Source organism: Angustibacter sp. McL0619 (genome assembly GCF_049994355.1).
Lineage (GTDB): Bacteria > Actinomycetota > Actinomycetes > Actinomycetales > Angustibacteraceae > Angustibacter.
Genome location: NZ_CP188257.1, coordinates 3,550,017 through 3,573,657, shown reverse-complemented (window position 1 = coordinate 3,573,657; position 23,641 = coordinate 3,550,017). Strand labels below are relative to the sequence as shown.

Here is a 23,641-nt window from a genome sequence, read left to right as displayed (position 1 = left end):
CCCGGACCTGCGAATGCAGGTCCGGGTGTCGTTCATTTCGGGGGTCGTCGGGCAGGGCCTTTGGGTGTTTCGGTGGGCTGGTAGTCGCGGTTGGGGTCGAGGATCAGCTCGCGAAGCAGTTCTCCGGTGGCGGCGTTGACGACCCTGATCTGGAGGTCCTGGACGAGCAGGATGACGTAGGTTCCGGCGTGGGTTCGGCCGATGCCGAGGTGGTGCAGGCGGCTGTTGTGCCGCAGCGTCACCGAGCCGGCTTTGTCGACGCGGTCGTGGCGGATCCGTTCGTGGGTCTCGGGGTCGGTGGCCGGGCCCGGCAGTGCCTTGGGCATCGAGTCGTAGAGCGTCGCTGGCGTCGCCCGATGGGGCAGCGAGCGGTGCGGTCGCCGGTGGTTGTACTCGTCGACGAAGAGGTCCAAGTGTGCCTGGAGCTCGACGATCGTGCTCGGCTGAACCGGCTGGGCACGCAGCCACTTCTTCATCGTCTGCTGGAACCGCTCCGCCTTCCCACAGGTGGTGGGGTGACCCGGTCGGGAGTTCTTCTGCACGATGTGGCGGCGGGATAGCTCGGCCTCGAAGGAGTTCTTGCCTCCCCGGCGACCGTGGCCGGCCAGTCTGACGGTGTAGACCATCCCGTTGTCGGTGAGCGTGGAGGCGGGAATCCCGTGCCGGGCAAGGGCTCCGCGGAAGGTCGTGACCACGATCGGGGTGGTGATCCGCGGATGTGCAGACACGTGCAGGGCGTAGCGGGTGCAGTCGTCGAGCCAGCTGATGATTTCCACGTCGACGCCCGGCCGCCCGTCGGGGCGGGTGAGCCGGTAGTGGGTGAAGTCGGACTGCCAGGTCTCGTTCGGCATGGATGCCTGGAACCGGACGTAGGACGACTTCGGCCGCTTCTTGGGTTCGGGGGTGACCAGCCCGGCCGCGGTGAGGTGACGGCTGATGGTCGATCGCGAGACCTGGTGTCCGTGGTGGTGCTGGAGATGCCAGGCGATGGTCTCCGGCCCGGCGTCCAGTCCCGCGTCGGTCAGTTCCTTACGGACGCGCACGATGAGGTCGACCACCACGGCCGATAGGGCGGCCGGGGAGGTCCTGGGGCGGCGGGAGCGGGGCTCCAGCGCCGTCTCGCCCTCGGCCTCGAAGCGGGCCTTGAGCTTGTAGACCCAGGCGCGGTGCACGCCGTAGCGGGCGGCGACCTCGGCGGGTGTCTGGTGGTCGACGAAGAGGGCCGTGATGACCAGGCGGGCCTTCGAGCTGGGCTGCGGCATGAACGAGCATCGAGCCCCGAGAGGCTGTCGCCGATGACCCGAGACAGGTGTCGCCTATGTCTTGAGACATCTGTCGCCGATGTCCTGACCCAGCACACTGCCCCCGCTACAGTGTGATGTCTCAGGACATCGGCGACACCCGGACCTGCGAATGCAGGTCCGGGTGTCGTTCATTTCGGGGGTCGTCGGGCAGGGCCTTTGGGTGTTTCGGTGGGCTGGTAGTCGCGGTTGGGGTCGAGGATCAGCTCGCGAAGCAGTTCTCCGGTGGCGGCGTTGACGACCCTGATCTGGAGGTCCTGGACGAGCAGGATGACGTAGGTTCCGGCGTGGGTTCGGCCGATGCCGAGGTGGTGCAGGCGGCTGTTGTGCCGCAGCGTCACCGAGCCGGCTTTGTCGACGCGGTCGTGGCGGATCCGTTCGTGGGTCTCGGGGTCGGTGGCCGGGCCCGGCAGTGCCTTGGGCATCGAGTCGTAGAGCGTCGCTGGCGTCGCCCGATGGGGCAGCGAGCGGTGCGGTCGCCGGTGGTTGTACTCGTCGACGAAGAGGTCCAAGTGTGCCTGGAGCTCGACGATCGTGCTCGGCTGAACCGGCTGGGCACGCAGCCACTTCTTCATCGTCTGCTGGAACCTCTCCGCCTTCCCACAGGTGGTGGGGTGACCCGGTCGGGAGTTCTTCTGCACGATGTGGCGGCGGGATAGCTCGGCCTCGAAGGAGTTCTTGCCTCCCCGGCGACCGTGGCCGGCCAGTCTGACGGTGTAGACCATCCCGTTGTCGGTGAGCGTGGAGGCGGGAATCCCGTGCCGGGCAAGGGCTCCGCGGAAGGTCGTGACCACGATCGGGGTGGTGATCCGCGGATGTGCAGACACGTGCAGGGCGTAGCGGGTGCAGTCGTCGAGCCAGCTGATGATTTCCACGTCGACGCCCGGCCGCCCGTCGGGGCGGGTGAGCCGGTAGTGGGTGAAGTCGGACTGCCAGGTCTCGTTCGGCATGGATGCCTGGAACCGGACGTAGGACGACTTCGGCCGCTTCTTGGGTTCGGGGGTGACCAGCCCGGCCGCGGTGAGGTGACGGCTGATGGTCGATCGCGAGACCTGGTGTCCGTGGTGGTGCTGGAGATGCCAGGCGATGGTCTCCGGCCCGGCGTCCAGTCCCGCGTCGGTCAGTTCCATACGGACGCGCACGATGAGGTCGACCACCACGGCCGATAGGGCGGCCGGGGAGGTCCTGGGGCGGCGGGAGCGGGGCTCCAGCGCCGTCTCGCCCTCGGCCTCGAAGCGGGCCTTGAGCTTGTAGACCCAGGCGCGGTGCACGCCGTAGCGGGCGGCGACCTCGGCGGGTGTCTGGTGGTCGACGAAGAGGGCCGTGATGACCAGGCGGGCCTTCGAGCTGGGCTGCGGCATGAACGAGCATCGAGCCCCGAGAGGCTGTCGCCGAACGTCTGTCCGGCGTGGGCGGCTGGCGGCTGCCACCGCACATCCGCAAGGCGCACTGGCATCGGGTGCGCGTCGCGGTGCGGGACGAGGCGGGCGTCATCGTCGGCGACAGGGCTGGGCAGCAGGGCGTCGACTGGTTCTATGAGCTGCGCTGGTACCCGCCGACGCCGGTCAACGTAAGCCCCGCGACCACCGGACCCGATCCCGTGGTGCGCAAGGTGACGTAGCACCGCCTTTCCGCGCAACGGTGAACCTGGGTTAGGTCGATGAGTCGCACCTGGAAGGAGTCGTGAACGCGTGAGGTCGTTCGGCTCTCCGCGGCGGTGGCCGCCAGAACCGGGCCAGGAGTTGGGTGGCCTGCTCGGGGAGGCCCACTGGGCCGGTCTGCGCCGTGGCGACCCCCAGCGCCTCGACCTTGCGGCACTGCTTGTCGAGATGGAGGCTTGGGTCCAGGACTCGAGGCCGTACCACCGGCGTCACGAGTCGGGGTGGCTTTCGGTCACCGCGGACATCCTTCGCCTGCTGGCATCCCGCGGGCCGCGGTTGGCGGAAGGCACTCCAGCGCTGACGGCTCTGGCTGGCGAGCTATCCATCGGTGGGCTCGGCGCCGACATCGCACGCCGAGCCAAGGTCGTGGCGCTGCTCTTCGACGGCCGCGGCGAGCTTGGAGAGACCGATGCCATGGTTGCTGCCTTCGACGACCTCACCGATGCCGTGACCGCGGCGGACTCCAGCCCAGCGCAGCTGCTGGCGCTGGTGGACGCGCTCTCGTGTGCCGTGCGCCGGGCCGGCCGATCCATGAGCGGCGAGTGCTCGATCATCGCGGGGGTGGTCGACGACGATCTGCTCGACCGAGCCTCGCGCGCCATCAGCTCGACGGAACACCCCTCGAGGACTCCCCGGAGTCGGTGAACGCCGACGCCGGGCTGGCCTGGGCAGAGCGCCTGGACCTGTGTCGACGGTGGCTTCGGCGAACCCCTACTGCGGCTCACCATGTGGTCTGGCTGGGCTACGACAAGGCGCGGTGCTTCTGGAAGGTCGAGCTCGGGCCGGTCACCTTCTACGACGGCTCCGAGCTGATGGACCTGATGGCGCAGGCGAGCTCGGAGGACGCCGACGAGCGCGCAGTCCGCAGTCTGCCCCCGGAGCTGCGCCCTGGCACGCGGCTGGCCGACCCGAACGCACGCGACCTGGACTGGCCAAAGGAGTTGCGGGAGTGGGTCGCCGTGCGCGTCGACCTGGGCAACGGTGTCTTCGCCGACCCGGTCAGGTCCGCGCGCGAGCAAGCCGACGCGCTGGTCCAGCTGGCCGGCTTCGAGGCCGGGGGAACTTCCTGGGAAGCCTTCGGCAGCTACAAGGTCGTCGTGGACGGCGAGCTGCACGCACAGAGCCACCCGTTCGGACCTCGGCGGGAGCCACTTGTGCGATCCGACCACACCGGGGAGGCGCTCGAGGACCTGGCGGACCGGGTAGACAGCCACCTGCCAGCCACAGACCCTCACCTCGGCGACCTGATCGCGGCCTCGGCGATCGTGCAGTCCAGCCGAGCTAACAACGACCCGGCCGGGATCCTGCCGGACGTGCGGTCCATCGAGTCGATGGCGGCTAGGTGCGGCGCCAAGCCTTGGCAGAAGCACCTGGTCGACTGCTACGCGGTCTACTGGGCGCGCATGCACGTCCTGGCTGAGATCTTCAACGCGGTCGAGCAGGCCGTCACAGACTTCGACCTGCGCCAGCATGTGCAGCTGCCACGGGACAAGCTGCGCGAGTATTCGTCAGACCACAGAGGTCGGCCCCTGTTCCGACCGCGCGACGACTTGGCCCTGGCTTGGCTGCCCGGGCTGGCCCGCGATCTGTCGTTCCACCACGCCCGGGCGCGCCGGGTTCGCGAGGTAGCCCGCCGCACGGCCACCGTGGCCGACCTCACCGCGTGGGTCGGCGAGCTGGTGGCCGAGTTCAAGGCGGACGTCGAGAGGCTGGCCCGCTGCCGCAACTCCATGAGCCATGGCGGACCTCTGAATCTGGACGTCGCCCGCTCGGTGGCGCCCTTCGCAAACCAGTTGGCTCGCAGCACGCTGGCACTGGCCCTGTGGGGAGCGATGGACGGCAGGGGAGTCGCGCAAGAACACGCGGAACTGCAGGCCAGGGAGGACGAGTGGCACAGGCGGCTGCCGTCATGCGGCTCCGTCGCTGACGCGCTCATCGAGCTTGACAGGAACCCGTAGCGTTCGGGATGAGCGCGCCCGACTCAACCGCAGCGCTCGAGCTGTCACGCTTTCATGTGACGGACGCGTTCAGGTGTCGCCATCGATCAAGGGCGATGCCTCGGGAGCCAGCAGCGGCGCACCGAAGATGTGGTCAGCCACCTGCGCTGCGGCCAGTTCGTCCATGCCCGTCAGCACATGGCTGTACACCTGCAAGGTGAACGCCACCGATGCGTGCCCCAACCGCTCACTCACGATCTTCGGGTGGACCCCGGTCTTGAGCGCCGCCGTCGCATAGCTGTGTCGGACGTCGTGCAGCCGGATGACAGGAAGTCCCGCTGACCGGGAGAGCCGGAAGAACCGATCGGTGATCGTCTGTGGATGCACCGGCTCTCCGTCCGGCCAGCAGAACAGCAGCTCCGACGTGTGGCCGACCGCGCGCCGTTCCTCCCGCCACCGCCTGAGGTGCACACGTAGAGCCTCGACGGTGAGAGGGTCGAGGGAGAGGCTGCGATAGCCCCTGCTGGTCTTGGGTTCAGACGGCTGCGCGTAGCCATCCACAACAACGCGGGGAACCGTCGCGGTGACCCGAGCTGCGCGCAAGTCGACATCCACCTCCCGTAGGCCGGCCAGCTCGCCGCGCCGTAGGCCCGTAGTGACGGCGAGGAGCCAGAGGGCATGGAATCGGTCGTCCTGCGCCTGCTCCACGAATGTGCGCAGCTGCTCCGGGGTCCAGACGCGGCGCTTCGTTGTCTGGGCCGCCGGCGGCTCAGCATCTTCGGCGGGGTTGCGCGGAAGGTAGCCCCACTTAACGGCGTCGCGACACGCTCGCCGAAGCATCACGTGCACGTTCCGAACCGTCTTGGGCGCCAGACCTGCTGGCAGGCTTGCGGCTTTCGGGTCTGCTGCACGGATTGCGTACCGCTCCTCCGGGGACCAACATCCGAAGTCAAGGACCACGGAGGAACGCTTTCAAGGCCTCATGGGCTGCCCAGATCACGCGGCCCTCGAGGATGTCCCTCGGAGCAAAGTCTTTACAACCTGGCGGTCAGCGCTGTGGGGCTGCACGCCGGCCTGCTCGCCGGCGCACTTGAAGTCCGCGACAACCGGACTGACCAAGGACGCAGCGAGGTTGGACCGCGTCGAGGCCATCCGCTGACAGCTGAAGGCGTATGAAGCCCTGTACCGGGGCGTCGGTGCCGCACCGGCCTACGTGGCGGTGGCCTGGGTACTGCAGAACCCGGTGGTGTCGGCGCCTTCGAGGTTCGATTGGACCTTGACGTCCTCGAACAGCTGGGCGTCATTTGACCGGGCCCCGGGTGAGGCCCGGCAGGCGTACGACTGGTAGCTGGGATCGTTCCTAGAACGTCTTGGTGGGCGCATCGGAAAACTGGAGTCCGGTGAGTTCGGCGAGCCGGTTGATGAGCCGGTTCTGGAAGTCGGGGTTGTGGGCGGCGCTGGCCGCTGGAACTGGCTGGTGGTGGTGCCAGACCTTGCCGTTGAGATCGGCTTCGGATGCGTCCGTGACGGCGAGCCAGACCTGGGTCATGTGTCCCTGCTCGAGGTTGTCAGGGGCGCCTGATCCGCCCATGCGTGTGGGCACCCATCCTGGGTCTACCGCGTTGCTGATCATGCCAGGCCAGCGGCGGGCTATGGCGAGTGCGAGGGTGGTGACGAACAGCTTGCTGTCGCAGTATGCCTGGGTCCCGTTCCACGGGCGCGTAGACCAGTCGAGGTCTTGCAGGCTGTCGTCCCCGCTGCGGTGCATGTCGCTGGTGAGGTAAATCAGCCGGTCTGGACGCTGGATCAGACCCGTCAGCAGGTACGGCGCGAGAGTGTTGACCGCAAGTGTCCTCGGGTGACCTTCGGGGGTGGGGTGCGGTTGGCTGTCGCCGTAGACCCCGGCGTTGTGGATGATCGCGTCCATCCGACCGAGATCATTGATCTGAGCGGCCACGTTCCGGGTCTCCTGCTCGCTGGCGAGGTCTCCGACAACGACGGTGGCGCCGCGGCGGACCAGTTCCGCCAGCGCGGCCTCCCGCCGAGGGTCGCGAGCGTGCACGACGACCTGGTGGCCGTCGTCGATCAGGGCCGTCGCCGCGCCGCGGCCAAGTCCTTGGGCCGAGCCTGTGATGAGAATGCGGGCCATGGTGTTCCTTCCGGCCAGCTGGTCAGCCCAGCAGCTTGTCGACGGGGGCGTTGTCGACGTAGATGCGCTGGTCGCTCACTTGCCGTCGGCGATGGTGAAGACAGAGCAGGCGTTGGTCTCGATGACGGAGTCGTCGTAGAAGTGCCAGATGCTGGCGACCTCAAGGATGACAACGCCGTCAGCTTCCTGCCAGACGCTGGTCAGCTTGTGCGCGAGTGAGCGGATCTTTCCGAGCGGGTCGCCCATGCGGGAGAGCATGGGGGTCGCGGCCGGTCACCGTCGCGGCGTTGGCGAAGGTCAGAGTGATGTTGTCGGCGTAGTAGGAGCCCAGTCTTCGTAGTCCTTGGACTCCATGGCGTCGAAGTAGTCGTTGAGCAGGTCGATCGTGCTCTGTGGGGCGCGTGGCATGGTGGGCTCCTTCGAGTGTGTGTGCGGGTCGGCTACATGCGTTCGATCGTGACGTCGAAGCCGTCTGGTTGCGGCTGGACGAACGCGATGTCGTCGTTGAACTGGCCGAGGTGAACGATCCCGTCCCAGAAGCCCACGTCGCCGTAGTAGAAGACGAGGTTGCCGTTCGGGGCGTAGTAGGCGATGTCGTTGACGTCAGGAGCTGAGCCGTCCGGGGCCTCGTCGGTGCTGAGCGGTCGGGGCAGCGCCGCGACCTTCTCGACGCCGTTGTAGTCGCGGAAGGACAGGGTTAGCGGTAGCTGGTCGAGAAGGTCACGCGCGGTCGGGGTGTCTGCCAGCTGGGCCGTGCGCACCTGATCGGCGACGGTGATCCGGATGGTGGTCATGGTGTCTCCGCTAGCTTGCAGCGTGCTGACGGGTGAGGAACTGGTAGCTCTGCCTGATGCCGTCGAAGATGTCTCCCTCGTAGTGGTCGAACTCGACCACGGCGTAGGCGAGGTCGTGAGCGGCGGCGAGTGCGGCGGACAATGGGACGTCACCTTGGCCGGCGGGAAGCTGGTCGGTGGGAAGTTGACGGGCACTGATGCCGGGCCGGAGCGGGCCGTCCTTGACGTGGACGGCGTGTAGCCGGTCGCTGTGTTGCTTCACCAACGCGACGAGGTCGGCGCCGGCGGCGGCGGCCCAGTAGAGGTCGATCTCCAGGAGCACGGATGGGTCGAGCAGCTCGACGAACACGTCGAAGGCAGGGCGGCCATCGAGCTGCAGGGCCAGCTCGTGGTCGTGGTTGTGGTAGCCGACTCGCAGTCCGTGCTTGGCGGCCTGGACGGCTCGGGCGTTGAGCCGGTCGGCGTTGCGTTGGACGTCGGTCAGGTTCTGCCAGTGGTTCGGCGGGACGAACGGGTCGATCACCACGTCGGCGCCAAGGGTCGTGGCCGCGGCGAAGACCTCCTCGGCCGGCGGCACCGCCCACAGGCCGTCGGGAGTGGGGATGCCCTCCTCCTCGATCAGGAAGGCATGAGCGGTGGGCGCCGACAGGCCGTGTCGCTGGAACGACTCCTTGAGCGCGTCAGCGCGTCGAACGAAGTCGAAGGCCTCCACCGTGCGGAAGCCGATGTCGGCCAGCCGGCCGAGGGAACCGTCGGGGTCTGCATCGAGAGCCTCGTGGATCGAGTAGAGCTGCACGGAGATGCTGGGTGTTGACATGGCTGAGTCCTTCATTTCTGGAAGTGGGACGGGGATGGGGCCGCTGCCGTCCGGACGGCTGGGGAGACGTGCTGGGAAAGCACGGAGGTGACCTCTGCGGCGTCGTCTTGGAGGGCCTGCAGCTCGTCAACCCCGGCGGAGAAGTCGCCGGAGGTGATCAGTGCGTGCAGGCGGCGCCAGCTCGCGCGGTGACCCGACTCGTACACCGTCGGGGCGAGCAGGCTCCCGGAGGGACCAACGGTGGTCAGCTTGGCCGGCCGTGCTGTGTCGGGCGATGGGATGAACAGTTCGATGCTGCCGTCGCTGGTCAGCAGGCGGGCCAGGGCGGATTCGGGTACCGCGCGGGTGGTGACCACGCTCAGGTCCAGCATGCAGTCGCCGGTCGTGGCTTGTAGCGCGTAGCCCTGTTCCGACCAGGTCAGCAGTCGTGCCTCGGTGGCCGGTCCGACCAACTGTCGAACCAGAGCCAGCTGGTGCAGCAGGGCAGCAGCCAGGTCACGACCCGGTTGCAGGATGATGCGGCACTCGAGTCGGCTGCCGGGAACGGCGGCTGGTCCGAACAGACCAGCGGCGTCGCTGACGGCGGGGTTGGCGACCCAGGGCGAATCGAAGACCAGTGGGACGGCGGTGTCGACCAGTGTCGCGAGCAGGCGGGAGCAGTCCGTTGGTTCCGGCTGGACTACCACCACACCTGCCGCACCCTGATGTGCGGCGGCCGCGACGTGCTCCGGCCAGCCCGGCCCACCGTCGATGATCACCACAGCTCCGGGGGCCGACGCGGAGGTGCCGCTCCGCTCCGCGAAGGACAGCGGCAAGGAGGCCAGTACGGCTCGCGCCAGGTCTGCGGTGCCTGACTCGGTGGGCACCAGCTGGGGGAGCGGATCGACTGTCACAGGGGTGGGTTGGCTGGTCATGCGGCGGCCCCCCGGGCAGCGTGTCGGACAACGTCGGCGGCCTGATCGGCCAACTTCAGGGCGAAGCGGAGGTCCTCGATCAGTCCCGGCAGATCCGGGGCTGGGGCTTGTTCGTTGACGATCGCGGCGATCTCGCGCCACTCGCCTTCGTAGCCGTTGAAGGTGTCGGGCCCGAAGCTTCGCGTCCCCCCGGCAGTGCGCAGGGTCGTGGTGGCTGAACCGGCTTGGACGTAGGACGGGGTGAACTCGGTCTCCAGCACCTCGTCGTCGCTGTACGCCTCGAACACCCAGGAGGGCTGCCAGGTCTCGGTGACCGCACCGTGCAGCTCGACACGTCGTCCACCCGAACTAGCCACGATCTGGTAGCCGAACGGGACCAGGGTGGCTGCTGCGTGGACCTGGAGGTCGTCGAAGCCCGGCAGCAGCGCGCGCACCAGCGGCAGGTCATGGATGGCCAAGCCCATCACGCCGGCATGCACCATGGCCGCTCGCACCTCGACGTCCGTCATGTCGGCCGCCGGCCATCCCGGCCTCGCGAGGACCTCGGTGGCCACATCCTCGAACCGCGGGTTCGGGGGCAGCACGATCGACGAACGGATGGTGTGGCAAGTTTCCGGCAGGTCCCCCCAACTTGCCGCGCCGGCCCGCCAGCCCGGGTCGAACGTGTGCATCGCGCCGACCAAGATGGGCACTCCGGTCTCCGCGGACACGTCCGCGATCCGGGAGGCCTCCTCGGCGCTCATCGCGAACGGCTTCTCGCACAGCACCGCCCGCTTGTTGGCCAGACATGCCGCGATGACCTGGTCGGCGTGGAACTGGTGCGGGCTGCAGACCGCCACGACCTCCACGCTGGGGTCCTCGAGGAGCGCGTCCATGGACGTGGAGTGTCGGGCTCCAACTCTGGCCGCCACCGACGCCGCGACGTCGGGGTTGATGTCGGTGACGTGGCTGACGGTGAACAGCTCACCGATCCGCGCCAACGTCGGAAGGTGGATGGCCTGGGTGACCGGACCGGCGCCCAGGAACCCGACACCCAATGGTCGTGGCATCCGTCGCTCCTTAGAAAATAAACGAACGTTCGTATATATTGAGAACCATAAACGAATGGTAAGGTTTCGTCAATACCCTGAGACCGGAGACCACATGACCACTGCCAGCCCAACCGCCGGCGTCCGCGGTCCCTACCGCAACGGGGTCCGCCGGCGGAAGGAGATCATCGACGTCGCGATGGAGGTCTTCGGCGAGTTCGGCTACGCCGGCGGATCCATCCGCACCATCGCCGACGGGGCTGGTGTCTCCCCCGCCACCGTGCTGCAGCACTTCGGCAGCAAGGAGGGGCTACTGGCCGAGGTTCTGGACGAGTGGGGACGTCGCACAACCGAGCACGGTTTGACCGGGTCCGGCCTGGCCTACTTCCGTGCCTTCCCCGCACTGATGGAGTTCCACATCCGGAACCGGCGGCTTCTCGAGCTGTTCATCACGAGTGCTGCCGATGCGTCCAGCCCCACCCATCCTGCGCGCGAGTTCATCCAGCGGCGCTACGCCGACAGCCTCGCCAACCTCCGCGCACACCTCGAGCAGGCCGTGGCTGACGGAGAGGTGACTTCCCTCAGCGCAGTGGAGATCGACCAGGAAGCGCGTCTCATAACCGCCGTACTCGACGGCCTCGAGCTGCAGTGGCTCCTGGACCCGTCGACCGACCTGGCTGGCCTGGTGAGCGCCTACATCGATCACACCATCGCGCGTTGGCAGGGTGGAAGCTGAGGTCCGCCAGACCAGCTTTGGCAGTCACACTCGAAGGCCCGCCGGCGCGCTGACCGCCGGCCGAGCCCGGCGCTCGATCCTGGTGAGCGTGACGAGTGGAAGGAAGACCACGACAGCGAACCCGAGGCCGACCACCACGGGGGCGAGGGCACCGAGGCTGCCGGCCAGCGCGAGAGCGGTGATCGAGGTGCCGACCGCGGTGCCGAAGTTGAACATCGAAGTCGCCATCGCTCTGGCCAGAGTTGGTGTCTCGCCGCCGTAGTGGACGGCGAGATGGACAGCACCGGGTTGGCTGACAGACCGACCAGACCGAGCAGGGTGAACAGCAGCAGGGTCGGCACCGGAAGGGTCGAGAAGAAGCACAAGCCACCAGCGGCGACCACTGTGATTGCGGCCGTGGTCAGCGGCGTCGCAAACGGGTAGCTGTCACCTAGCCGGCCGCCGATGACTGAGCCGACCAAAGCGCCGGCGCCGAAGGCCAGTAGGGCGACCGGGATCCACCCTTGTGCAAGCCCGGTCCGCTCGGTCAGCAGCGGCGCGATGAAGCTGTAGATAGACAATGTCGTCGGTGCAGCAGCCGGTGCGCAGCGCCGACGGCGTGACATGCCAGAGCATCGCCAGCCTGGAGGAGGACCGTGGGTTCCTCTCCCAGACCGTCCTCGCCCAGCTGGACGAGGCCAAGGCCAAGGCCAAGGCTAAGTTCCGCCTCCTGAGTAGATTTCACAACCTGCTCCAGGCCAGTACCTCGCACTACACGCTGGACGGGCCCCCGTCGGAGCGGCTGATGCTCAAGTACTACGAGTACCTGCTCCGTACGCGCGACCTGGCGCTGAAGCAGTTTTCACCAGCACCATCGAGAACGGCTGGGCCTGGTCGCTGCTCCTGCTGGTCCTGGCACTGGCCGGGATCTTCAACCAAGCCCGTCAGCGGGCCGCGTTGCGCCGCACCATCCACGAGACCTGGTACGTCGAGAGCTCCTGACTCCTGAGTCCCGGCGCGGCTAGCCGACCTGCACGATCGTGAAGCCGAAGGGTGCCACCGGTGCGTCCACCCGACCGTGCGCGCCCGATGCGGTGTCGACGAGCCTTCCCTGCCGGTCGTAGGCGTACGCCGTGAGGTGACCGCTGCCCACGGTGATCACCTTGTGCCGCGGGTTCGGTGAGAAGCTGCGCAGGAGCGCCTGCCCCCGCGCCCCGGATCCGCCGAGGACGACCCATTCGAGCTCGGGCTGCAGGAGGACCCCGTCGATCCGAGCCGGTCGACCGTCCCCGACGTAGGACATGTTGAGCCGGTTCGACCCGGAAGCAACGCGACGTGCGGTCGCACGCGAGCCGACGTCCAGGTAGCCCGGAACGGACGTCACCCCCTGCGGGCCCGCCCCGCCCTGCTGCTGAACGCCCGCGGGGACGTCACCAAGAGCGAGCCGGCCGCCAACGGAGTCACGCGGTGCGATCTGCCGGTCGAATACCGGCATCACGAGATACCGGTCGGTGGTCGGCAGCTGCACGGGAACGGTCACTCGCCCACCGGAGCTCAGGGACACGTACCGGTCGCCGCTCCACTGCGACTCACCCGTCCACGACTCGGCCGGGGTGATGACGGAGGCGTTGCCGGACAGCTCTCCCGACTCGGCCTCGGTGTACGCCCAGGTCACTCGATCGGCGACGTGCGCGATGCGCGCCGCTGCCGCGACGTCCGGTGCGGCGTCCAGCGCCAGCATCGACATCAAGCCGTGGATGGTCGACTCCGCACCGGAGTTCTGGTTGATGTCACCGGTGGGGCTGATGCCGTCGTTCGTGACTCCGGTGGCCGGGTCGTACATCGGTGCGTGCGCTGGGTTGTTTCCGAAGTACCAGCTGGCGGCCACCCCGGCGAGCTGTCTGAACGACCTTCGTTGCGTTGCGTCGGCGGTGCTCAGCAGGTTTCGCAGCGTGACGTCGGCGCCGTAGGCGATCTGGTCCCGGTAGATAGGCGCTGGCAGCCACTCGTTGTCCGGGCCGCCCTGCACGAGCAGATGAGGAGTGAACTGAGCCGTCTCGCCGACTGCGGTGCGAGTCCAGTCGCCTCGACCCAAAGCCGAACCGGCGGCCGCGAGGGCCCCGGACATCTCGCCGGCCCAGGAATGCCACAAGGATCTGGAGTGGGTCCACGGCAGCAGGGCCCCGTACGGCCACCCTGGTGTCTTCATGGCGGCGACGCCTACGGCCAGCTTGGTCAGGTCGCGTCGGGCCCGCTCGTCCCCGCTGGCGCGGTAGTACGCCACGAGACCGTAGATGGCCTCGGAGGAGATGTCAGCTCCGTCGGCGATGAGCCAAGAGGGCCAGCGCAGACCGTCCACGACCTGCCACTGTCCGTAGGTGCTGAGGTCCTGCCGCTCGACGGCGTCCAGGGCGAGCGTGAGGCGGTGGCGCAGGAAGCGGGCGAACTCGGGGTCAGCGGACTTGAACGCGGCGTACCCGGTACCCAGGGCCCAGATCGTGCGACCCAACCAGAAGGACGAGCCGGAGTCCGCGGGGTTGGGGTCGTCGGCCGGAGTCGGGGAGGGGTTCAGCGTGCCGTCCGGCTGCATCCAGAGCACCACGTTGCCCGCGTGCGGTCCGGACGCGTCCTGCAGGTAGGTCAACCCGCGCAGGAGCTCGAAGGCGTGCTGGCGTGCCTGCTCGTCGCCGAACTGCCGCCACGCCGTGAGGTAGGCGACCGCTGCCCGGCTGATGTCGTCGGCATCGAACGCGCCCTGACCGTAGGAATTCGTCGCGGCGTCGTAGTCCCCGCCACCAACCCTGCGAAAGCTGCCGTCAGCCTGGTGGTCTGCGTAGACCCACAGCACCTCGACGCCCGGTTCCTCGCCCAGACGATAGGTCGTGTGGTCCTGCTGCTGCGGGGGAGTGACGGTGCTCGTCAAGAAGTTGAGGTGCGCGAGGTTCGTGAGCCTCGGCCGCGCTGCTCCGCTCACCGCTTCGGCCCGGGATCGGGGGAGAGGTGCGGCGACCTGGAGGCCGATAATGCTCACGGTGACCAGGGCGACCAGGCACCCCTTTCGCAACGTCCTGTGCACAGCTGTCTCCTTCGTCAAGTGGTCAGGCGTGGAGGTCTGAGTACCGGTCCCCGGGGCGGAAGGTCGCCACCGCCAGGGTGGAGTCGGACTGTCCGTAGTACGCGAACCACCGGTCCTTGAACCAGACCATCGCCTCGACGAACGTGACGTTCGAGACGAGGCCGTGAAGGTCCTCGTAGCTGGTGGGCTCGATCCAGGGGCGGGTCAGCTCGGCGAGGATCTCGGTCGGCCGCTGTGGGTCGAACAGCAGCTGGCCCGCGGTGTACCGGACGCTGCCGTCGGGGTTCTTCGTCGCCGCGTTGTGCACGAGCAGGATGAGCCCGTCGTCCGTGACCAGCGGCGGTGGGCCGACCTCGACGAGGAAGTCGGTGAAGGTCCCTGGCCGTGGCGCCATGATCGGGGACTGGTCGTCCGGGGTGATCGGGGTCCAGTGCAGGAGGTCGTCGGAGGTGGCCGCCCAGATGGACCCTTCGCCGAAGTACATCAGGTACTTCCCGTCGACGGGCTGCGCGAGGATGCCGCCGGCCTTGGACCACGGGCCAGGCCCGCCGTGGCCACGGGGTTGGAAGGTGTCGAACTCTGGGAACAGCGGGCCGTGCTTGGTCCACGTACGCAGGTCGGGGGACGACGCCAGGCAGAGCAGAGCCGTCTGCCGGTCCCAGCCCGAGTAGGTGAGGTAGAACGTGTCGCCGACGCGGGTCACGCGCGGGTCCTCGACGCCGTACCGGTCATAGTCCTCGCTCGGCGACAGGACGGGCTCCGGCTCGCGCTGGAAGGTGATCCCGTCCTCGCTCCAGCCCAGGCCGACGTGGGAGACGATGTCGTCGGCGTGGGCCCGGTACAGCAGGGCCACCCTGCCGTCAACGACGACCGCGGCGGGGTTGTACACGCTGCCCGACTCCCAGCCACTGCCCTGGGGAGTGAGGATGGGGTTGCCCTCGTAGGGCGTGAACGGGCCGAGCGGGAAGCGGACTGGTCCGGTGGTCATCGTGTCCTCTCCGATCCTGGTCAGCCCTTCACTGCGCCGCCGACCGCACTGGCGACCAGGTACCTCTGCAGGAACACGTAGACGAGCAGCAGGGGGGCGGCGACGATGATGGTCGCGGCGGCCAGCAGGCTCCACTGGCTCACGTAGGTGCCCTTGAAGGCGAACAGCCCGAGCGTCACAGGCGACTTGGCCTGGTCCGGCAGCAGGATGGTCGCCAGGATGATGTCGTTCCAGACCCCGATCGCCTGCAGGATGAACACCGTCGCCAGCACCGGTTGGATCAGCGGCGGAAGGAACCTGAACAGGTAGCGCAGGTAGCCCACACCATCGAGGGCGGCGGCCTCGTCGAGCTCCCTGGGGATCGACTTGAGGTAGCCGGCGATCAGCAGCGGACCCACGCCGATCCCCGAGGCCATGATCAGCACGTAGCCCAGCCGCGTGTCGTACAGGTGCATGCGCAGCGCCAACTGGAAGACCGTCACCAGGGTGTTCGGCAGGAACAACATCGAGACGAACAGGACGTACCAGAGCCTGTTGTGCTTGAGATAGCCGCGGGACACCGGGAAGGCCACCATCAGCGACATCACCGTCCCCATCGCTGCTGCGGCGAACGTGTACAGGGCGCTGTTGAGGACGTAGGACGCGAAGTTGCCCTGCCGCCACGCGGTGCTGAAGTTCGACAGGTGGGGCGCCTTGACCAGGCCGGTCGGATTGCTGAAGAACTCGCCGTTGCTCTTCAGGGCGGTGTTGACCAGGAACACCAGCGGGTACAGGTAGATCACGGTGACCACGACCATCAGGCCGTAGTTCACGACCTTCGCCGAAACGGATCGGCGACCGGTGCTGCGGCCCGGCTTCTGCGGGCTGCCCGGGGCGGCAACGGTCGGGACGGCGGTGACGAGCTCGCTCACAGTGACGTCTCCTTCCGGCGGAGGTAGAGAAGAGTCGCCACGGAGACGATCATCACGATGATGAACTGGACGACCGAGATCGCGGCCGCATAGCCCTGTGACTGCACCGCCCCTCCTTGGGCGCCACCGAATCCCTGGGTGAAGATCGCGAGCGACAGGACCTGGGTGGCAGGGTTGATCGGACCGGTCAGGACGTAGATCAGCTGGTAGCTCTGCAGGGCACCGATAATGGACAGCAGGGTGTTCGCCGTCACCGCGGGAGCGAGCAACGGGAAGGTGATGTGGCGGAGCTTCTGCGCGGACGTCGCCCCGTCGATGGACGCCACCTCGTAGAGCTCGCCGGGAATGGCCTGTAGGCCGGCGAGGTAGATGACCACGGCGACGCCCATGCCGGCCCACACCGACACCGCGATCACCAGTGCCATGGCCAGGTGCGGGTCGCCGAAGAACGCCGAGGACGCCCCGAGAGACTTCCAGACGCTTGCCGCTGGCCCGCCGCTCGGATTGAAGATCAGCGTGAAGATCAGCCCGATGACGGTCACGCCCAGGATGGTGGGCATGAACACCACCGCGCGGGCGAAGTTGCGCCCTCGCAGCCGCTGGTTGAGCAGGACGGCGATGAGCAGGGCGATCGTGTTCTGCAACAACGTCACCGAGATTGCGAACACGAACGTGTTCTTCAAGGCGTGCAGGTTGTAGCCGAGCTGGGCCGAGGAGAAGAACGTGGAGTAGTTCTCCAGCCCCACCCAGTGGATCGGGATAAACGGCAGCGACCGGATGTCGGTGAGGGAGATCGCGAAGATGCCGACGGCCGGGACGAGCGAGAACACGACGACGAGGCTGATCCCGACCGCGAAGGTTAGCTGTGCTGACCATCGCCGTCCGAAGATGAACGAACGCGACTGGCTCATGGTCTACTTCAGACCCGCCTGCCAGTCCTTTTGCGAGGCGTCAGCCGCCCCTTGGGCGTCGGACTTGCCCATCGGCGCGATGCCCGCCCAGTTGAACGGGTTCTGAGCCGCCGGGCCAGCCTTGGTGTTGGGGATCCAGATCGTGTCCCAGGCCGGCTGGAAGGTGCTGGTGTACTGCGCGATGTCGGTGTAGAACGGGTTGCTCTTGGCGCCGGTCACGGACGGTGCGAAACCGGCCTGGTCGTCAAAGAGCTGGTAGTTGTCGGTGAAGAACGACAGGTACTCGATCGCGGCTGACTTGTTCTTGGCGTTGCTCGGGATGGCCAGGGTCAGCTCGACCTTCCCCCCGAGGAACTTGTTGTCGGCCGCGTTGTCGCTGGCGGGCAGCGGGAAGTAGCCGAAGTCGAGCTTGGACCCGCCGGCCTGCTGGATGGTGGTGGTGTTCCACGTGCCGTCGCTCATCATGGCGAACTTGCCGTTGACGAAGTCCGAGGTCATCGTCGCGTAGGACACGCCGGCGAAGTTCGGCTCGGCGTAGGAGTAGAGCTTCTGGACCTGCTGGAGCACCTTGAGCTGGGTGTCCACGTTGAGCTTCACCGAGCCGTCGTACAGGCCCTTCGCGAGATCGTCCTTGACCTGCGCGGTGGGGTAGAGGCTCTGGGCCACGCCGAGCATGTTCAGTCCGGCAGAGTCCTTGCCGCCGATCCCCAGCGGGACGATGCCCTTGGCCTTGAGGGTGTCGCAGGCCGCGGTGAGCTCGCTCCAGGTCGTGGGGACCTTGATCCCGTTGTCGGCGAGGATCTTCTTGTTGTAGAACATCCCGGAGTAGTAGCTCAGGCCGGTGGGCACGGTGTAGTTCTTGCCCTTGTACTTGATCTGGTCCAGCACGGTCGGGTTGTACTTCTTCATGAACGCCTGGTCCGTCAGGTCCACGTAGCCGCCCTGGTCAGCCAGCCTCGCGTCGTCGCCCTCGTTGGAGGCGGGGACGTAGCTCGGCAGCTCCTTCGGGCCGGCCAGGCCCACGTCGATGCTGCCGGCAGTGAGCCTGGAGGCGTGGGCCTGGGCGTAGGTCTCGTTCGGCACCGCCGAGAAGTTGATCTTCACGCCCGGGTACTTGGCCACGAACGCCTTGTTGACCGCCTGGAAGCCCGCGTCCGAGCCGGTGGCGCTGGAGACCAGGATGTTGAGAGTGCCGCTGGCGCTGCCCTTGGGGGTGGGAGCCGCGGACCCACCTGCGCCGTTGTTACACGCCGTGGCGGCCATGAGGGCGGTGACCCCAGCCACTACGAGCGAGAGTCGGGCCGCTGCGCGGAACGTCGTTGTCGGCATGGTTCCTCCGCGAATCTCCGAAACGTTTTGGATGAGCCGGACCTTACCAAAACGTTTCGGATGCGCAACCGGACAATTGCACCGGGGTCGAGTCGGTCAGGCCAGTGGGCCGGTGGAGGCGCGGACGACGAGGCTGGCCGGTTCGGTGTCCACGTGGGAGGCCGGCTTGCCGTCGAGCATTCCCAGCAGAGTTCGAGCCGCCTGCTCGCCGAGTGCGTGCGGGGCCGTCGTGACGGTGGTCAATGAGGGGCGGGCATAGGCCCCGAAGTCGATGCCGTCGTACCCCGCGACGGAGACGTCCCCGGGCACGGAGAACCCCATCTCCGTCGCCTTGGCGATGAACCCGATGGCCATCAGGTCGTTCGCGCAGAACACCGCGGTCGGTCGGGGCTTTCGTCGCAGCAGCGCTGCTGCGGCGCGGCTTCCGCCCGCAAGGGAGAAGTCCCCCTCGACGCAGGCGCCGGGCCGGATCCGGGCGGCCGACAGGTAGTCGCGCCACGCCCTCTCGCGGTCGTGGGCGTGGATGTAGTCCCTAGGTCCGCAGACGTGCGCGATCCGTCGGTGGCCGAGGTCGACGAGGTGGGCCAGCAGGGCGTCGATGCCGGGCTCGTGGGACTGGCGGACGGAGGAGATGCCCTCTCCACGCGACGCGGCGTTGATGGCGACGGCTGGGATGCCGAGCTTGCGCACGAGGTCGAATCGGGAGTCAGGCATTGACACGTCGGTGAGGAAGACGCCGTCCACGCGATGGTCCGCGGCCAGGCGCCGGTACCGCTCGACCGTGCGCTGACGGGTCGGGGCCACTTGGAGGACGAGCGCGTACCCGCCGTCCTCGAGCACCGACTCGACGCCGCTGATGAACCCGGCGAAGAACGGGTCGGAGGCGATGACCGAAGGGTTGCGCTGGATCACCAGCCCCACGTTGAAGGCGCGCTTCTGCGAGAGGCTGCGGCCTCGCAACGAGGGCGACCAGCCGAGCTGCTGGGCCGTCGCCACGACCCGCTTGCGGGTGGGCTCGGACACCCCCGGTCGGTCGTTCAGCGCGGCCGAGACGGTGGCGATGGAGACGCCGGCGTCTCTCGCGACGTCCACGATCGTGACCCGTGGCTGCATGGCTCCCATTCCTCCGACCGTACGATTCGCCCGGCTGTCCAGACGCCAGGGGTTCGCTATTGTCGTCCAGCCTAAACGTTTCGGATCGAAGGGGTCGCGATGGGCGCGCGCCGGGTGGGCATTGTCGGAGCCGGCAGCGTCACGACACTGCACGTCCCGTTCTGGAAACGCCTCGGCTGGGAGGTGTCGGTGCACGCTCTGCACGGGGCGCAGTCGTTGGCCGAGCGTTACGGGCTCCAGGTCCAGCCAACCCTGGAGGGCCTGCTCGCCAGCGTCGATGTCGTCGACGTGTGCACCCCGTCGGGGAGCCACGCGGCGGTGGCCGAGGCCGCCGTCCGGCAGGGCCTCCCCGTGGTCTGCGAGAAGCCGATGGCGCTGTCGTTCAAGGACGCGCTCCACCTCGCGCAGGAGGCTCGCCGACGTGACGTGCTTGTGCTGCCGGCACACGTCGTGAGGTTCTTCGGCCAGTACGACGCGCTGCATCGGGCCGTCCGTGCGGGCGCGCTCGGCGACCTGGCGATCCTGCGTTTCGTGCGGGGCGGGTCCAAGCCCACCGGCGACTGGTTTCTCGACGAGGCGCAGTCCGGTGGGATCCTGTTCGACCTGATGGTTCACGACCTGGACCAGGCGAGCTGGCTGGGCGGTGAGGTGCGCACGGTGCACGCCGTGCAGAATCCGGCCAGCTCGAACGGGCAGGTTCCCCCCGAGGTCGTGGCCCACGCCACGCTGGTCCACGACAGCGGGGCCATCTCCCAGATCCAGTCGTTCTGGGGAAGCCCTGGCTTCAGCTTCGGGCCGTCGTTCGACGTCTCCGGCAGTGCCGGCCGTCTGGTGAGCAGCCCGGCCCATGAGCTCACGGTCTTCGAGGACCTGCCCGGGCTCGAGGTGGAGCAGTCCTACCTGCCTCCCGAGACTGCGGAGGAGAGCCCGTACTTCACCCAGCTCGCAGAGTTCTCCCGAACGCTCCTCGACGACGCGCCCTCTTGCGTCGACGTGTGGGACGGCGTCACCGCGGTAGCGCTGGCCGAGGCGGCCAGAGAGTCGGTCAACCGCGGTGAACCGGTGGACTTCACACCCTGGCGCGAGCAGATCGGCGGTGCACGGTGAGCGATTCGATGCTGCGTATCGGCGTGCTGTCGGCTGCCCACGGACACGCCGCCGGATACCTCGGACACCTCGGCGCACGTCGGGACGTCGCAGTCCTCTTCAGCGACCCGGACTCGGCCCCCGATCAGCTCGACCGAGGTGCACGGCTGGCGGAGGCGAGCGGTGCGAGCTGGGTCGAGGACCCCACCGAGCTGCTCGCCGGCTCGGACGTAGTTATCGTGTGCTCCGAGAACGCCAGGCACCACGACGACGTGATGGCGGCCCTCGCGCAGGGTTGCCACGTGCTCTGCGAGAAGCCCATGGCCACCACGGCCGCCGACGCACTCGACATGTGGCAGGCGGCCAGTGGGGCCGGGCTGGTGCTCGGGGTCGCGCACCCGGTCCGGCAGTCCGCGGCGTACCGCCATCTGAGGGCCCGGGTCGAAGCCGGCGCGCTGGGCTCGGTGCTGTCCCTGCTCGGCACCAACAACGGCATGCTGCCGCGGGACAGGGCGTGGTTCACCCAGCCGCAGTGGTCAGGGGGCGGCGCGCTCGCAGACCACCTCGTGCACTGCACGGACCTGATCGACGGCCTCCTTGACCGACCGGCGGTGCGCGTCCGTGCGGTGACCAACCGCATCCTGGAGCAGGAGCCCCCCACCGAGGTCGAGACGGGCGGGATAGTCACCATCGAGTACGAACAGGGCTTCATCGCCACGGTCGACTGCTCGTGGAGCCAACCCCGGACAGCACCGACCTGGGGCGGCCTCACCCTTGACGTCATCGGCACGAAGGGCCGGCTACGCATCGATCCGTTCAACCTCAGGGTCGCGGGCTACGCCGACGGCGGTCCCCAGTGGTGGGCGTACGGATCCGACATGGACGCCGACATGATCGACAACTTCGTCAACGCCGTCCGAGGGCGAGCCTCGATCGACGCCGATGCAGTGGCCGGGGTCCGGTCCGTCGAGATCATGGCCGCCGCAATCGAGTCGGCCCGGTCGGGAGGACGCGCCGTGCAGGTGCAGTCGTCGATGAGCGCGCCGACGTGAGCCGGGTGGCCGACGTGCAGTACCGGAGGTTCCCCGCCGGCTGCACCGACGAGGGCCCGGACGTGCAGACCCGGGCCTGGATGACGGCTCGGTACAACGGTTTCCTGCAGGCCGAGCCCTCAGCTGACCAGCGCGCCGCCGTCGCCGGGGCCTGGCAGGACGAGGGACGCATCCTGCACGCGATCCACGACCGCGGCCCGCGGCCGGACACCGCCCTGAGCCCGGACGTACCCGTCGCCACCCTGGCCACGATCGGGGCCAGCCTGAACGCGGGTGAGGACGAGGACATCCCGTGCACCCTCATCGCGGACGTCACCGTGCGCGCGACGCACCAGGGGCAGGGCCTCATGCGTCGACTCATGGAGGCGGTCACGACCGAAGCAGTGGACGCGGGGGTTCCGCTCCTGGCCCTGCACGCCGCGCATCCCGCGCTGTACGCGCGCTTCGGGTTCTCGCCGGCAATCCGTTCCAGCACAGTCGAGGTCGACTGCGCCCGCTTCGCGTTGCTCCGCGATCCTCCGGGCACCGTGCACGCCGCTGACCCGCGCCACGCCGACGAGCAGGCCCGCGCAGTCGCAGCGTCCTCAGGCCCCTACCGCTTCGGGGCGCTGGCGGTCACGCACCCAGCCAGGAACCAGCAGCCGGACGACGAACACCCGGCCCGATGCCTCGTGCACGCCGACGAACGCGGGAACGTCGACGGCGTCCTGACCTACGTGTTCCGGGGCTGGACACCGCAAGCGCAGGTGCTCGACGTCCTCTCGGAGACGTACTCCACGTTCGACGCCCACGCGGCGCTCTGGCAGGCGATCTCGTCCACGGGGATCGCGAGCACGGTGTGCGCTACCGATATGCGCCCTGACGATCCGCTGCCGTGGATGCTCACGGACCGGGCCGCGTGGCGGGTCACCGGGCTGAACGACGGCTACTCGCTTCGCATCGTGGACCCGGCTCGAGCGCTGCTCATGCGCGGGTACTCGGCCGCCGATGCCCAGCTGGCGGTCGACGTCACGGACCGCACAGGACCAGCCAGCGGGAGATGGCTGATCCGGCTGTCGGGCGGCCGCGCATCCATCGAGCCCACGTCGCGCGCGGCAGACGTCACCTTGGACGTCGCAGAGCTCGCAGCCAGCTTTCTCGGCACCACGAACCCGACGACGCTCCTCAGTGCCGGCCGGGTCACAGCGTCCCGCGCCGCTGCCAACGGCCTTGACACACTGCTGGGATGGCCCGTGCAGGCATCCTCGACACTGCACTTCTGAGCGCGCCCGTGCCGTACGAGCTGCACTCGGACTTCGCGCGTACTGCCTTCGCAGTCACCGTCGGCGCCTTCCTGGTGGGCGAGCTCTGGCAGACGTTCCGCAGACGCCGCGGCGCGACCCGGGCCGGCCTGCGCGCAGAGCTCCTGTTCCGGGCGATGTTGTTCTGCGCGATTCTCCTGTTCCCCTTCGGTCGAGCAGTCGCACCAGGCGCTGCGATAGGCGGCGGCTGGGTTTTCGCGCTCGGGCTGCTGATCGCATGGCTCGGCCTGCTGCTGCGCTGGTGGTCCTTCGTGAGCCTGGGGCAGTACTTCACCGTGGTCGTGCAGACCAGCGAGGACCAACCCGTGGTGGACCGTGGTCCCTACCGGGTGCTTCGACATCCGAGCTACACGGGCGTGCTGCTGGCCTTCGCAGGCTGCGGTCTCATGATGGGCAACTGGGTGAGCACCATCGGCGCGGTGGGGGTGTTGCTGGCCGCTCTCATCTTTCGCCTACGGATCGAGGAGCGTGCCCTGGAGGCCGCCCTGGGCGACCGCTACCGAGTGTTCGCCGCCGGCCGGGCCCGGCTCGTTCCCCACGTCTGGTGACGGCAGCGGG

The 23,641-nt window shown here is 68.2% G+C and carries 24 protein-coding genes and 1 pseudogene; 9 read left to right on the top strand and 16 right to left on the bottom strand.

Annotation, left to right across the window (positions count from 1 at the left end; translation table 11 throughout):
* Positions 1-32: 32 nt before the first annotated feature.
* The gene (locus ACPPVT_RS16530) at positions 33-1,262 is read right to left on the bottom strand and encodes an IS481 family transposase (RefSeq protein ID WP_426560424.1); all 1,230 of its coding nucleotides are present in this window, start codon (positions 1,260-1,262) and stop codon (positions 33-35) included.
* A 170-nt stretch (positions 1,263-1,432) separates the two neighbouring features.
* On the bottom strand, positions 1,433-2,662 hold the full coding sequence (locus tag ACPPVT_RS16525; RefSeq protein WP_426562129.1) for an IS481 family transposase: 1,230 nt from the start codon (positions 2,660-2,662) through the stop codon (positions 1,433-1,435).
* A gap of 47 nt (positions 2,663-2,709) precedes the next feature.
* Between ACPPVT_RS16525 and ACPPVT_RS16520 the strand changes: the two genes are divergently transcribed.
* The 3 genes from ACPPVT_RS16520 to ACPPVT_RS16510 all read left to right on the top strand — a co-directional run bounded on the left by ACPPVT_RS16520 (position 2,710) and on the right by ACPPVT_RS16510 (position 4,920).
* Complete coding sequence (locus ACPPVT_RS16520) at positions 2,710-2,922, top strand: hypothetical protein (RefSeq protein WP_426562127.1); 213 nt, start codon at positions 2,710-2,712, stop codon at positions 2,920-2,922.
* Positions 2,923-2,992: 70 nt separating this feature from the next.
* On the top strand, positions 2,993-3,607 hold the full coding sequence (locus ACPPVT_RS16515; protein WP_426562125.1) for a hypothetical protein: 615 nt from the start codon (positions 2,993-2,995) through the stop codon (positions 3,605-3,607).
* A complete protein-coding gene (locus tag ACPPVT_RS16510) occupies positions 3,604-4,920 on the top strand; it encodes a hypothetical protein (protein ID WP_426562123.1) in 1,317 nt (438 codons plus the stop codon). The genes ACPPVT_RS16515 and ACPPVT_RS16510 overlap by 4 nt, the downstream gene beginning before the upstream one ends.
* A 69-nt stretch (positions 4,921-4,989) precedes the next feature.
* Here the strand turns inward: ACPPVT_RS16510 and ACPPVT_RS16505 are convergent, their stop codons facing one another.
* From ACPPVT_RS16505 to ACPPVT_RS16475, 7 genes are all read right to left on the bottom strand, one after another.
* Positions 4,990-5,739, bottom strand: a complete 750-nt coding sequence (locus ACPPVT_RS16505) for a tyrosine-type recombinase/integrase (protein WP_426567184.1) — start codon at positions 5,737-5,739, stop codon at positions 4,990-4,992.
* A gap of 520 nt (positions 5,740-6,259) precedes the next feature.
* Positions 6,260-7,048, bottom strand: coding sequence for an SDR family NAD(P)-dependent oxidoreductase (locus ACPPVT_RS16500; RefSeq protein ID WP_426562121.1), 789 nt, complete (start codon positions 7,046-7,048; stop codon positions 6,260-6,262).
* Between the two features lie 75 nt (positions 7,049-7,123).
* Positions 7,124-7,294: a hypothetical protein gene (locus ACPPVT_RS16495; RefSeq protein ID WP_426562119.1), complete on the bottom strand. Its 171-nt coding sequence runs from the start codon at positions 7,292-7,294 to the stop codon at positions 7,124-7,126.
* A gap of 194 nt (positions 7,295-7,488) precedes the next feature.
* Positions 7,489-7,842, bottom strand: a complete 354-nt coding sequence (locus ACPPVT_RS16490; protein ID WP_426562117.1) for a cyclophilin-like fold protein — start codon at positions 7,840-7,842, stop codon at positions 7,489-7,491.
* A gap of 10 nt (positions 7,843-7,852) precedes the next feature.
* A complete protein-coding gene (locus ACPPVT_RS16485) occupies positions 7,853-8,659 on the bottom strand; it encodes a sugar phosphate isomerase/epimerase family protein (RefSeq protein ID WP_426562116.1) in 807 nt (268 codons plus the stop codon).
* 11 nt (positions 8,660-8,670) lie between these two features.
* Positions 8,671-9,525, bottom strand: coding sequence for a hypothetical protein (locus ACPPVT_RS16480; protein WP_426562114.1), 855 nt, complete (start codon positions 9,523-9,525; stop codon positions 8,671-8,673).
* Between the two features lie 44 nt (positions 9,526-9,569).
* Entirely contained in the window at positions 9,570-10,622 is a 1,053-nt protein-coding gene (locus ACPPVT_RS16475; RefSeq protein WP_426562112.1) for a Gfo/Idh/MocA family protein, read from the bottom strand.
* A 94-nt stretch (positions 10,623-10,716) separates the two neighbouring features.
* On the opposite strand from ACPPVT_RS16475, the gene ACPPVT_RS16470 reads away from it, so the two are divergent.
* On the top strand, positions 10,717-11,337 hold the full coding sequence (locus ACPPVT_RS16470) for a TetR/AcrR family transcriptional regulator (RefSeq protein ID WP_426562110.1): 621 nt from the start codon (positions 10,717-10,719) through the stop codon (positions 11,335-11,337).
* Between the two features lie 24 nt (positions 11,338-11,361).
* Here the strand turns inward: ACPPVT_RS16470 and ACPPVT_RS16465 are convergent, their stop codons facing one another.
* Positions 11,362-11,565, bottom strand: a complete 204-nt coding sequence (locus ACPPVT_RS16465; protein WP_426562108.1) for a hypothetical protein — start codon at positions 11,563-11,565, stop codon at positions 11,362-11,364.
* Between the two features lie 331 nt (positions 11,566-11,896).
* Here ACPPVT_RS16465 and ACPPVT_RS16460 point away from each other — a divergent pair.
* Positions 11,897-12,178 (top strand): annotated as a pseudogene (locus ACPPVT_RS16460) (helicase); the annotation flags it as partial.
* Between the two features lie 159 nt (positions 12,179-12,337).
* Here ACPPVT_RS16460 and ACPPVT_RS16455 read toward each other — a convergent pair.
* The 6 genes from ACPPVT_RS16455 to ACPPVT_RS16430 all read right to left on the bottom strand — a co-directional run bounded on the left by ACPPVT_RS16455 (position 12,338) and on the right by ACPPVT_RS16430 (position 19,653).
* Positions 12,338-14,392: a hypothetical protein gene (locus ACPPVT_RS16455; RefSeq protein ID WP_426562107.1), complete on the bottom strand. Its 2,055-nt coding sequence runs from the start codon at positions 14,390-14,392 to the stop codon at positions 12,338-12,340.
* A 22-nt stretch (positions 14,393-14,414) separates the two neighbouring features.
* The gene (locus ACPPVT_RS16450; RefSeq protein WP_426562105.1) at positions 14,415-15,380 is read right to left on the bottom strand and encodes a glycoside hydrolase family 130 protein; all 966 of its coding nucleotides are present in this window, start codon (positions 15,378-15,380) and stop codon (positions 14,415-14,417) included.
* 20 nt (positions 15,381-15,400) lie between these two features.
* A complete protein-coding gene (locus ACPPVT_RS16445; RefSeq protein WP_426562103.1) occupies positions 15,401-16,291 on the bottom strand; it encodes a carbohydrate ABC transporter permease in 891 nt (296 codons plus the stop codon).
* Positions 16,288-17,202, bottom strand: a complete 915-nt coding sequence (locus ACPPVT_RS16440; RefSeq protein ID WP_426562101.1) for a carbohydrate ABC transporter permease — start codon at positions 17,200-17,202, stop codon at positions 16,288-16,290. Before ACPPVT_RS16440 ends, ACPPVT_RS16445 begins: the two co-directional genes overlap by 4 nt.
* Before the next feature lie 3 nt (positions 17,203-17,205).
* Positions 17,206-18,531 carry an ABC transporter substrate-binding protein gene (locus tag ACPPVT_RS16435; protein ID WP_426562099.1) on the bottom strand — a complete coding sequence of 442 codons (1,326 nt, stop codon included), beginning with the start codon at positions 18,529-18,531 and terminating at the stop codon, positions 17,206-17,208.
* A gap of 96 nt (positions 18,532-18,627) precedes the next feature.
* Complete coding sequence (locus ACPPVT_RS16430) at positions 18,628-19,653, bottom strand: LacI family DNA-binding transcriptional regulator (protein WP_426562097.1); 1,026 nt, start codon at positions 19,651-19,653, stop codon at positions 18,628-18,630.
* 90 nt (positions 19,654-19,743) lie between these two features.
* Here ACPPVT_RS16430 and ACPPVT_RS16425 point away from each other — a divergent pair, with 90 nt between their 5' ends.
* The 4 genes from ACPPVT_RS16425 to ACPPVT_RS16410 are packed head-to-tail and all read left to right on the top strand — an operon-like array spanning position 19,744 to position 23,631.
* Positions 19,744-20,751 carry a Gfo/Idh/MocA family protein gene (locus tag ACPPVT_RS16425; RefSeq protein ID WP_426562095.1) on the top strand — a complete coding sequence of 336 codons (1,008 nt, stop codon included), beginning with the start codon at positions 19,744-19,746 and terminating at the stop codon, positions 20,749-20,751.
* Complete coding sequence (locus ACPPVT_RS16420; RefSeq protein ID WP_426562093.1) at positions 20,748-21,782, top strand: Gfo/Idh/MocA family protein; 1,035 nt, start codon at positions 20,748-20,750, stop codon at positions 21,780-21,782. Before ACPPVT_RS16425 ends, ACPPVT_RS16420 begins: the two co-directional genes overlap by 4 nt.
* 5 nt (positions 21,783-21,787) lie before the next feature.
* Positions 21,788-23,044 (top strand): GNAT family N-acetyltransferase, encoded by a 1,257-nt coding sequence (locus tag ACPPVT_RS16415; protein ID WP_426562092.1) that lies wholly within the window; start codon positions 21,788-21,790, stop codon positions 23,042-23,044.
* Positions 23,008-23,631 (top strand): methyltransferase family protein, encoded by a 624-nt coding sequence (locus ACPPVT_RS16410; protein WP_426562090.1) that lies wholly within the window; start codon positions 23,008-23,010, stop codon positions 23,629-23,631. Before ACPPVT_RS16415 ends, ACPPVT_RS16410 begins: the two co-directional genes overlap by 37 nt.
* Positions 23,632-23,641: the final 10 nt, after the last annotated feature.

Bases quoted from the DNA above. Each gene is read 5' to 3' on its own strand.
- ACPPVT_RS16530 (WP_426560424.1), bottom strand. From the start codon at position 1,262: ATGCCGCAGCCCAGCTCGAAGGCCCGCCTGGTCATCACGGCCCTCTTC.
- ACPPVT_RS16525 (WP_426562129.1), bottom strand. From the start codon at position 2,662: ATGCCGCAGCCCAGCTCGAAGGCCCGCCTGGTCATCACGGCCCTCTTC.
- ACPPVT_RS16505 (WP_426567184.1), bottom strand. From the start codon at position 5,739: ATGCTTCGGCGAGCGTGTCGCGACGCCGTTAAGTGGGGCTACCTTCCG.
- ACPPVT_RS16500 (WP_426562121.1), bottom strand. From the start codon at position 7,048: ATGGCCCGCATTCTCATCACAGGCTCGGCCCAAGGACTTGGCCGCGGC.
- ACPPVT_RS16495 (WP_426562119.1), bottom strand. From the start codon at position 7,294: ATGGGCGACCCGCTCGGAAAGATCCGCTCACTCGCGCACAAGCTGACC.
- ACPPVT_RS16490 (WP_426562117.1), bottom strand. From the start codon at position 7,842: ATGACCACCATCCGGATCACCGTCGCCGATCAGGTGCGCACGGCCCAG.
- ACPPVT_RS16485 (WP_426562116.1), bottom strand. From the start codon at position 8,659: ATGTCAACACCCAGCATCTCCGTGCAGCTCTACTCGATCCACGAGGCT.
- ACPPVT_RS16475 (WP_426562112.1), bottom strand. From the start codon at position 10,622: ATGCCACGACCATTGGGTGTCGGGTTCCTGGGCGCCGGTCCGGTCACC.
- ACPPVT_RS16470 (WP_426562110.1), top strand. From the start codon at position 10,717: ATGACCACTGCCAGCCCAACCGCCGGCGTCCGCGGTCCCTACCGCAAC.
- ACPPVT_RS16465 (WP_426562108.1), bottom strand. From the start codon at position 11,565: ATGGCGACTTCGATGTTCAACTTCGGCACCGCGGTCGGCACCTCGATC.
- ACPPVT_RS16450 (WP_426562105.1), bottom strand. From the start codon at position 15,380: ATGACCACCGGACCAGTCCGCTTCCCGCTCGGCCCGTTCACGCCCTAC.
- ACPPVT_RS16440 (WP_426562101.1), bottom strand. From the start codon at position 17,202: ATGAGCCAGTCGCGTTCGTTCATCTTCGGACGGCGATGGTCAGCACAG.
- ACPPVT_RS16435 (WP_426562099.1), bottom strand. From the start codon at position 18,531: ATGCCGACAACGACGTTCCGCGCAGCGGCCCGACTCTCGCTCGTAGTG.
- ACPPVT_RS16430 (WP_426562097.1), bottom strand. From the start codon at position 19,653: ATGGGAGCCATGCAGCCACGGGTCACGATCGTGGACGTCGCGAGAGAC.
- ACPPVT_RS16425 (WP_426562095.1), top strand. From the start codon at position 19,744: ATGGGCGCGCGCCGGGTGGGCATTGTCGGAGCCGGCAGCGTCACGACA.
- ACPPVT_RS16410 (WP_426562090.1), top strand. From the start codon at position 23,008: ATGGCCCGTGCAGGCATCCTCGACACTGCACTTCTGAGCGCGCCCGTG.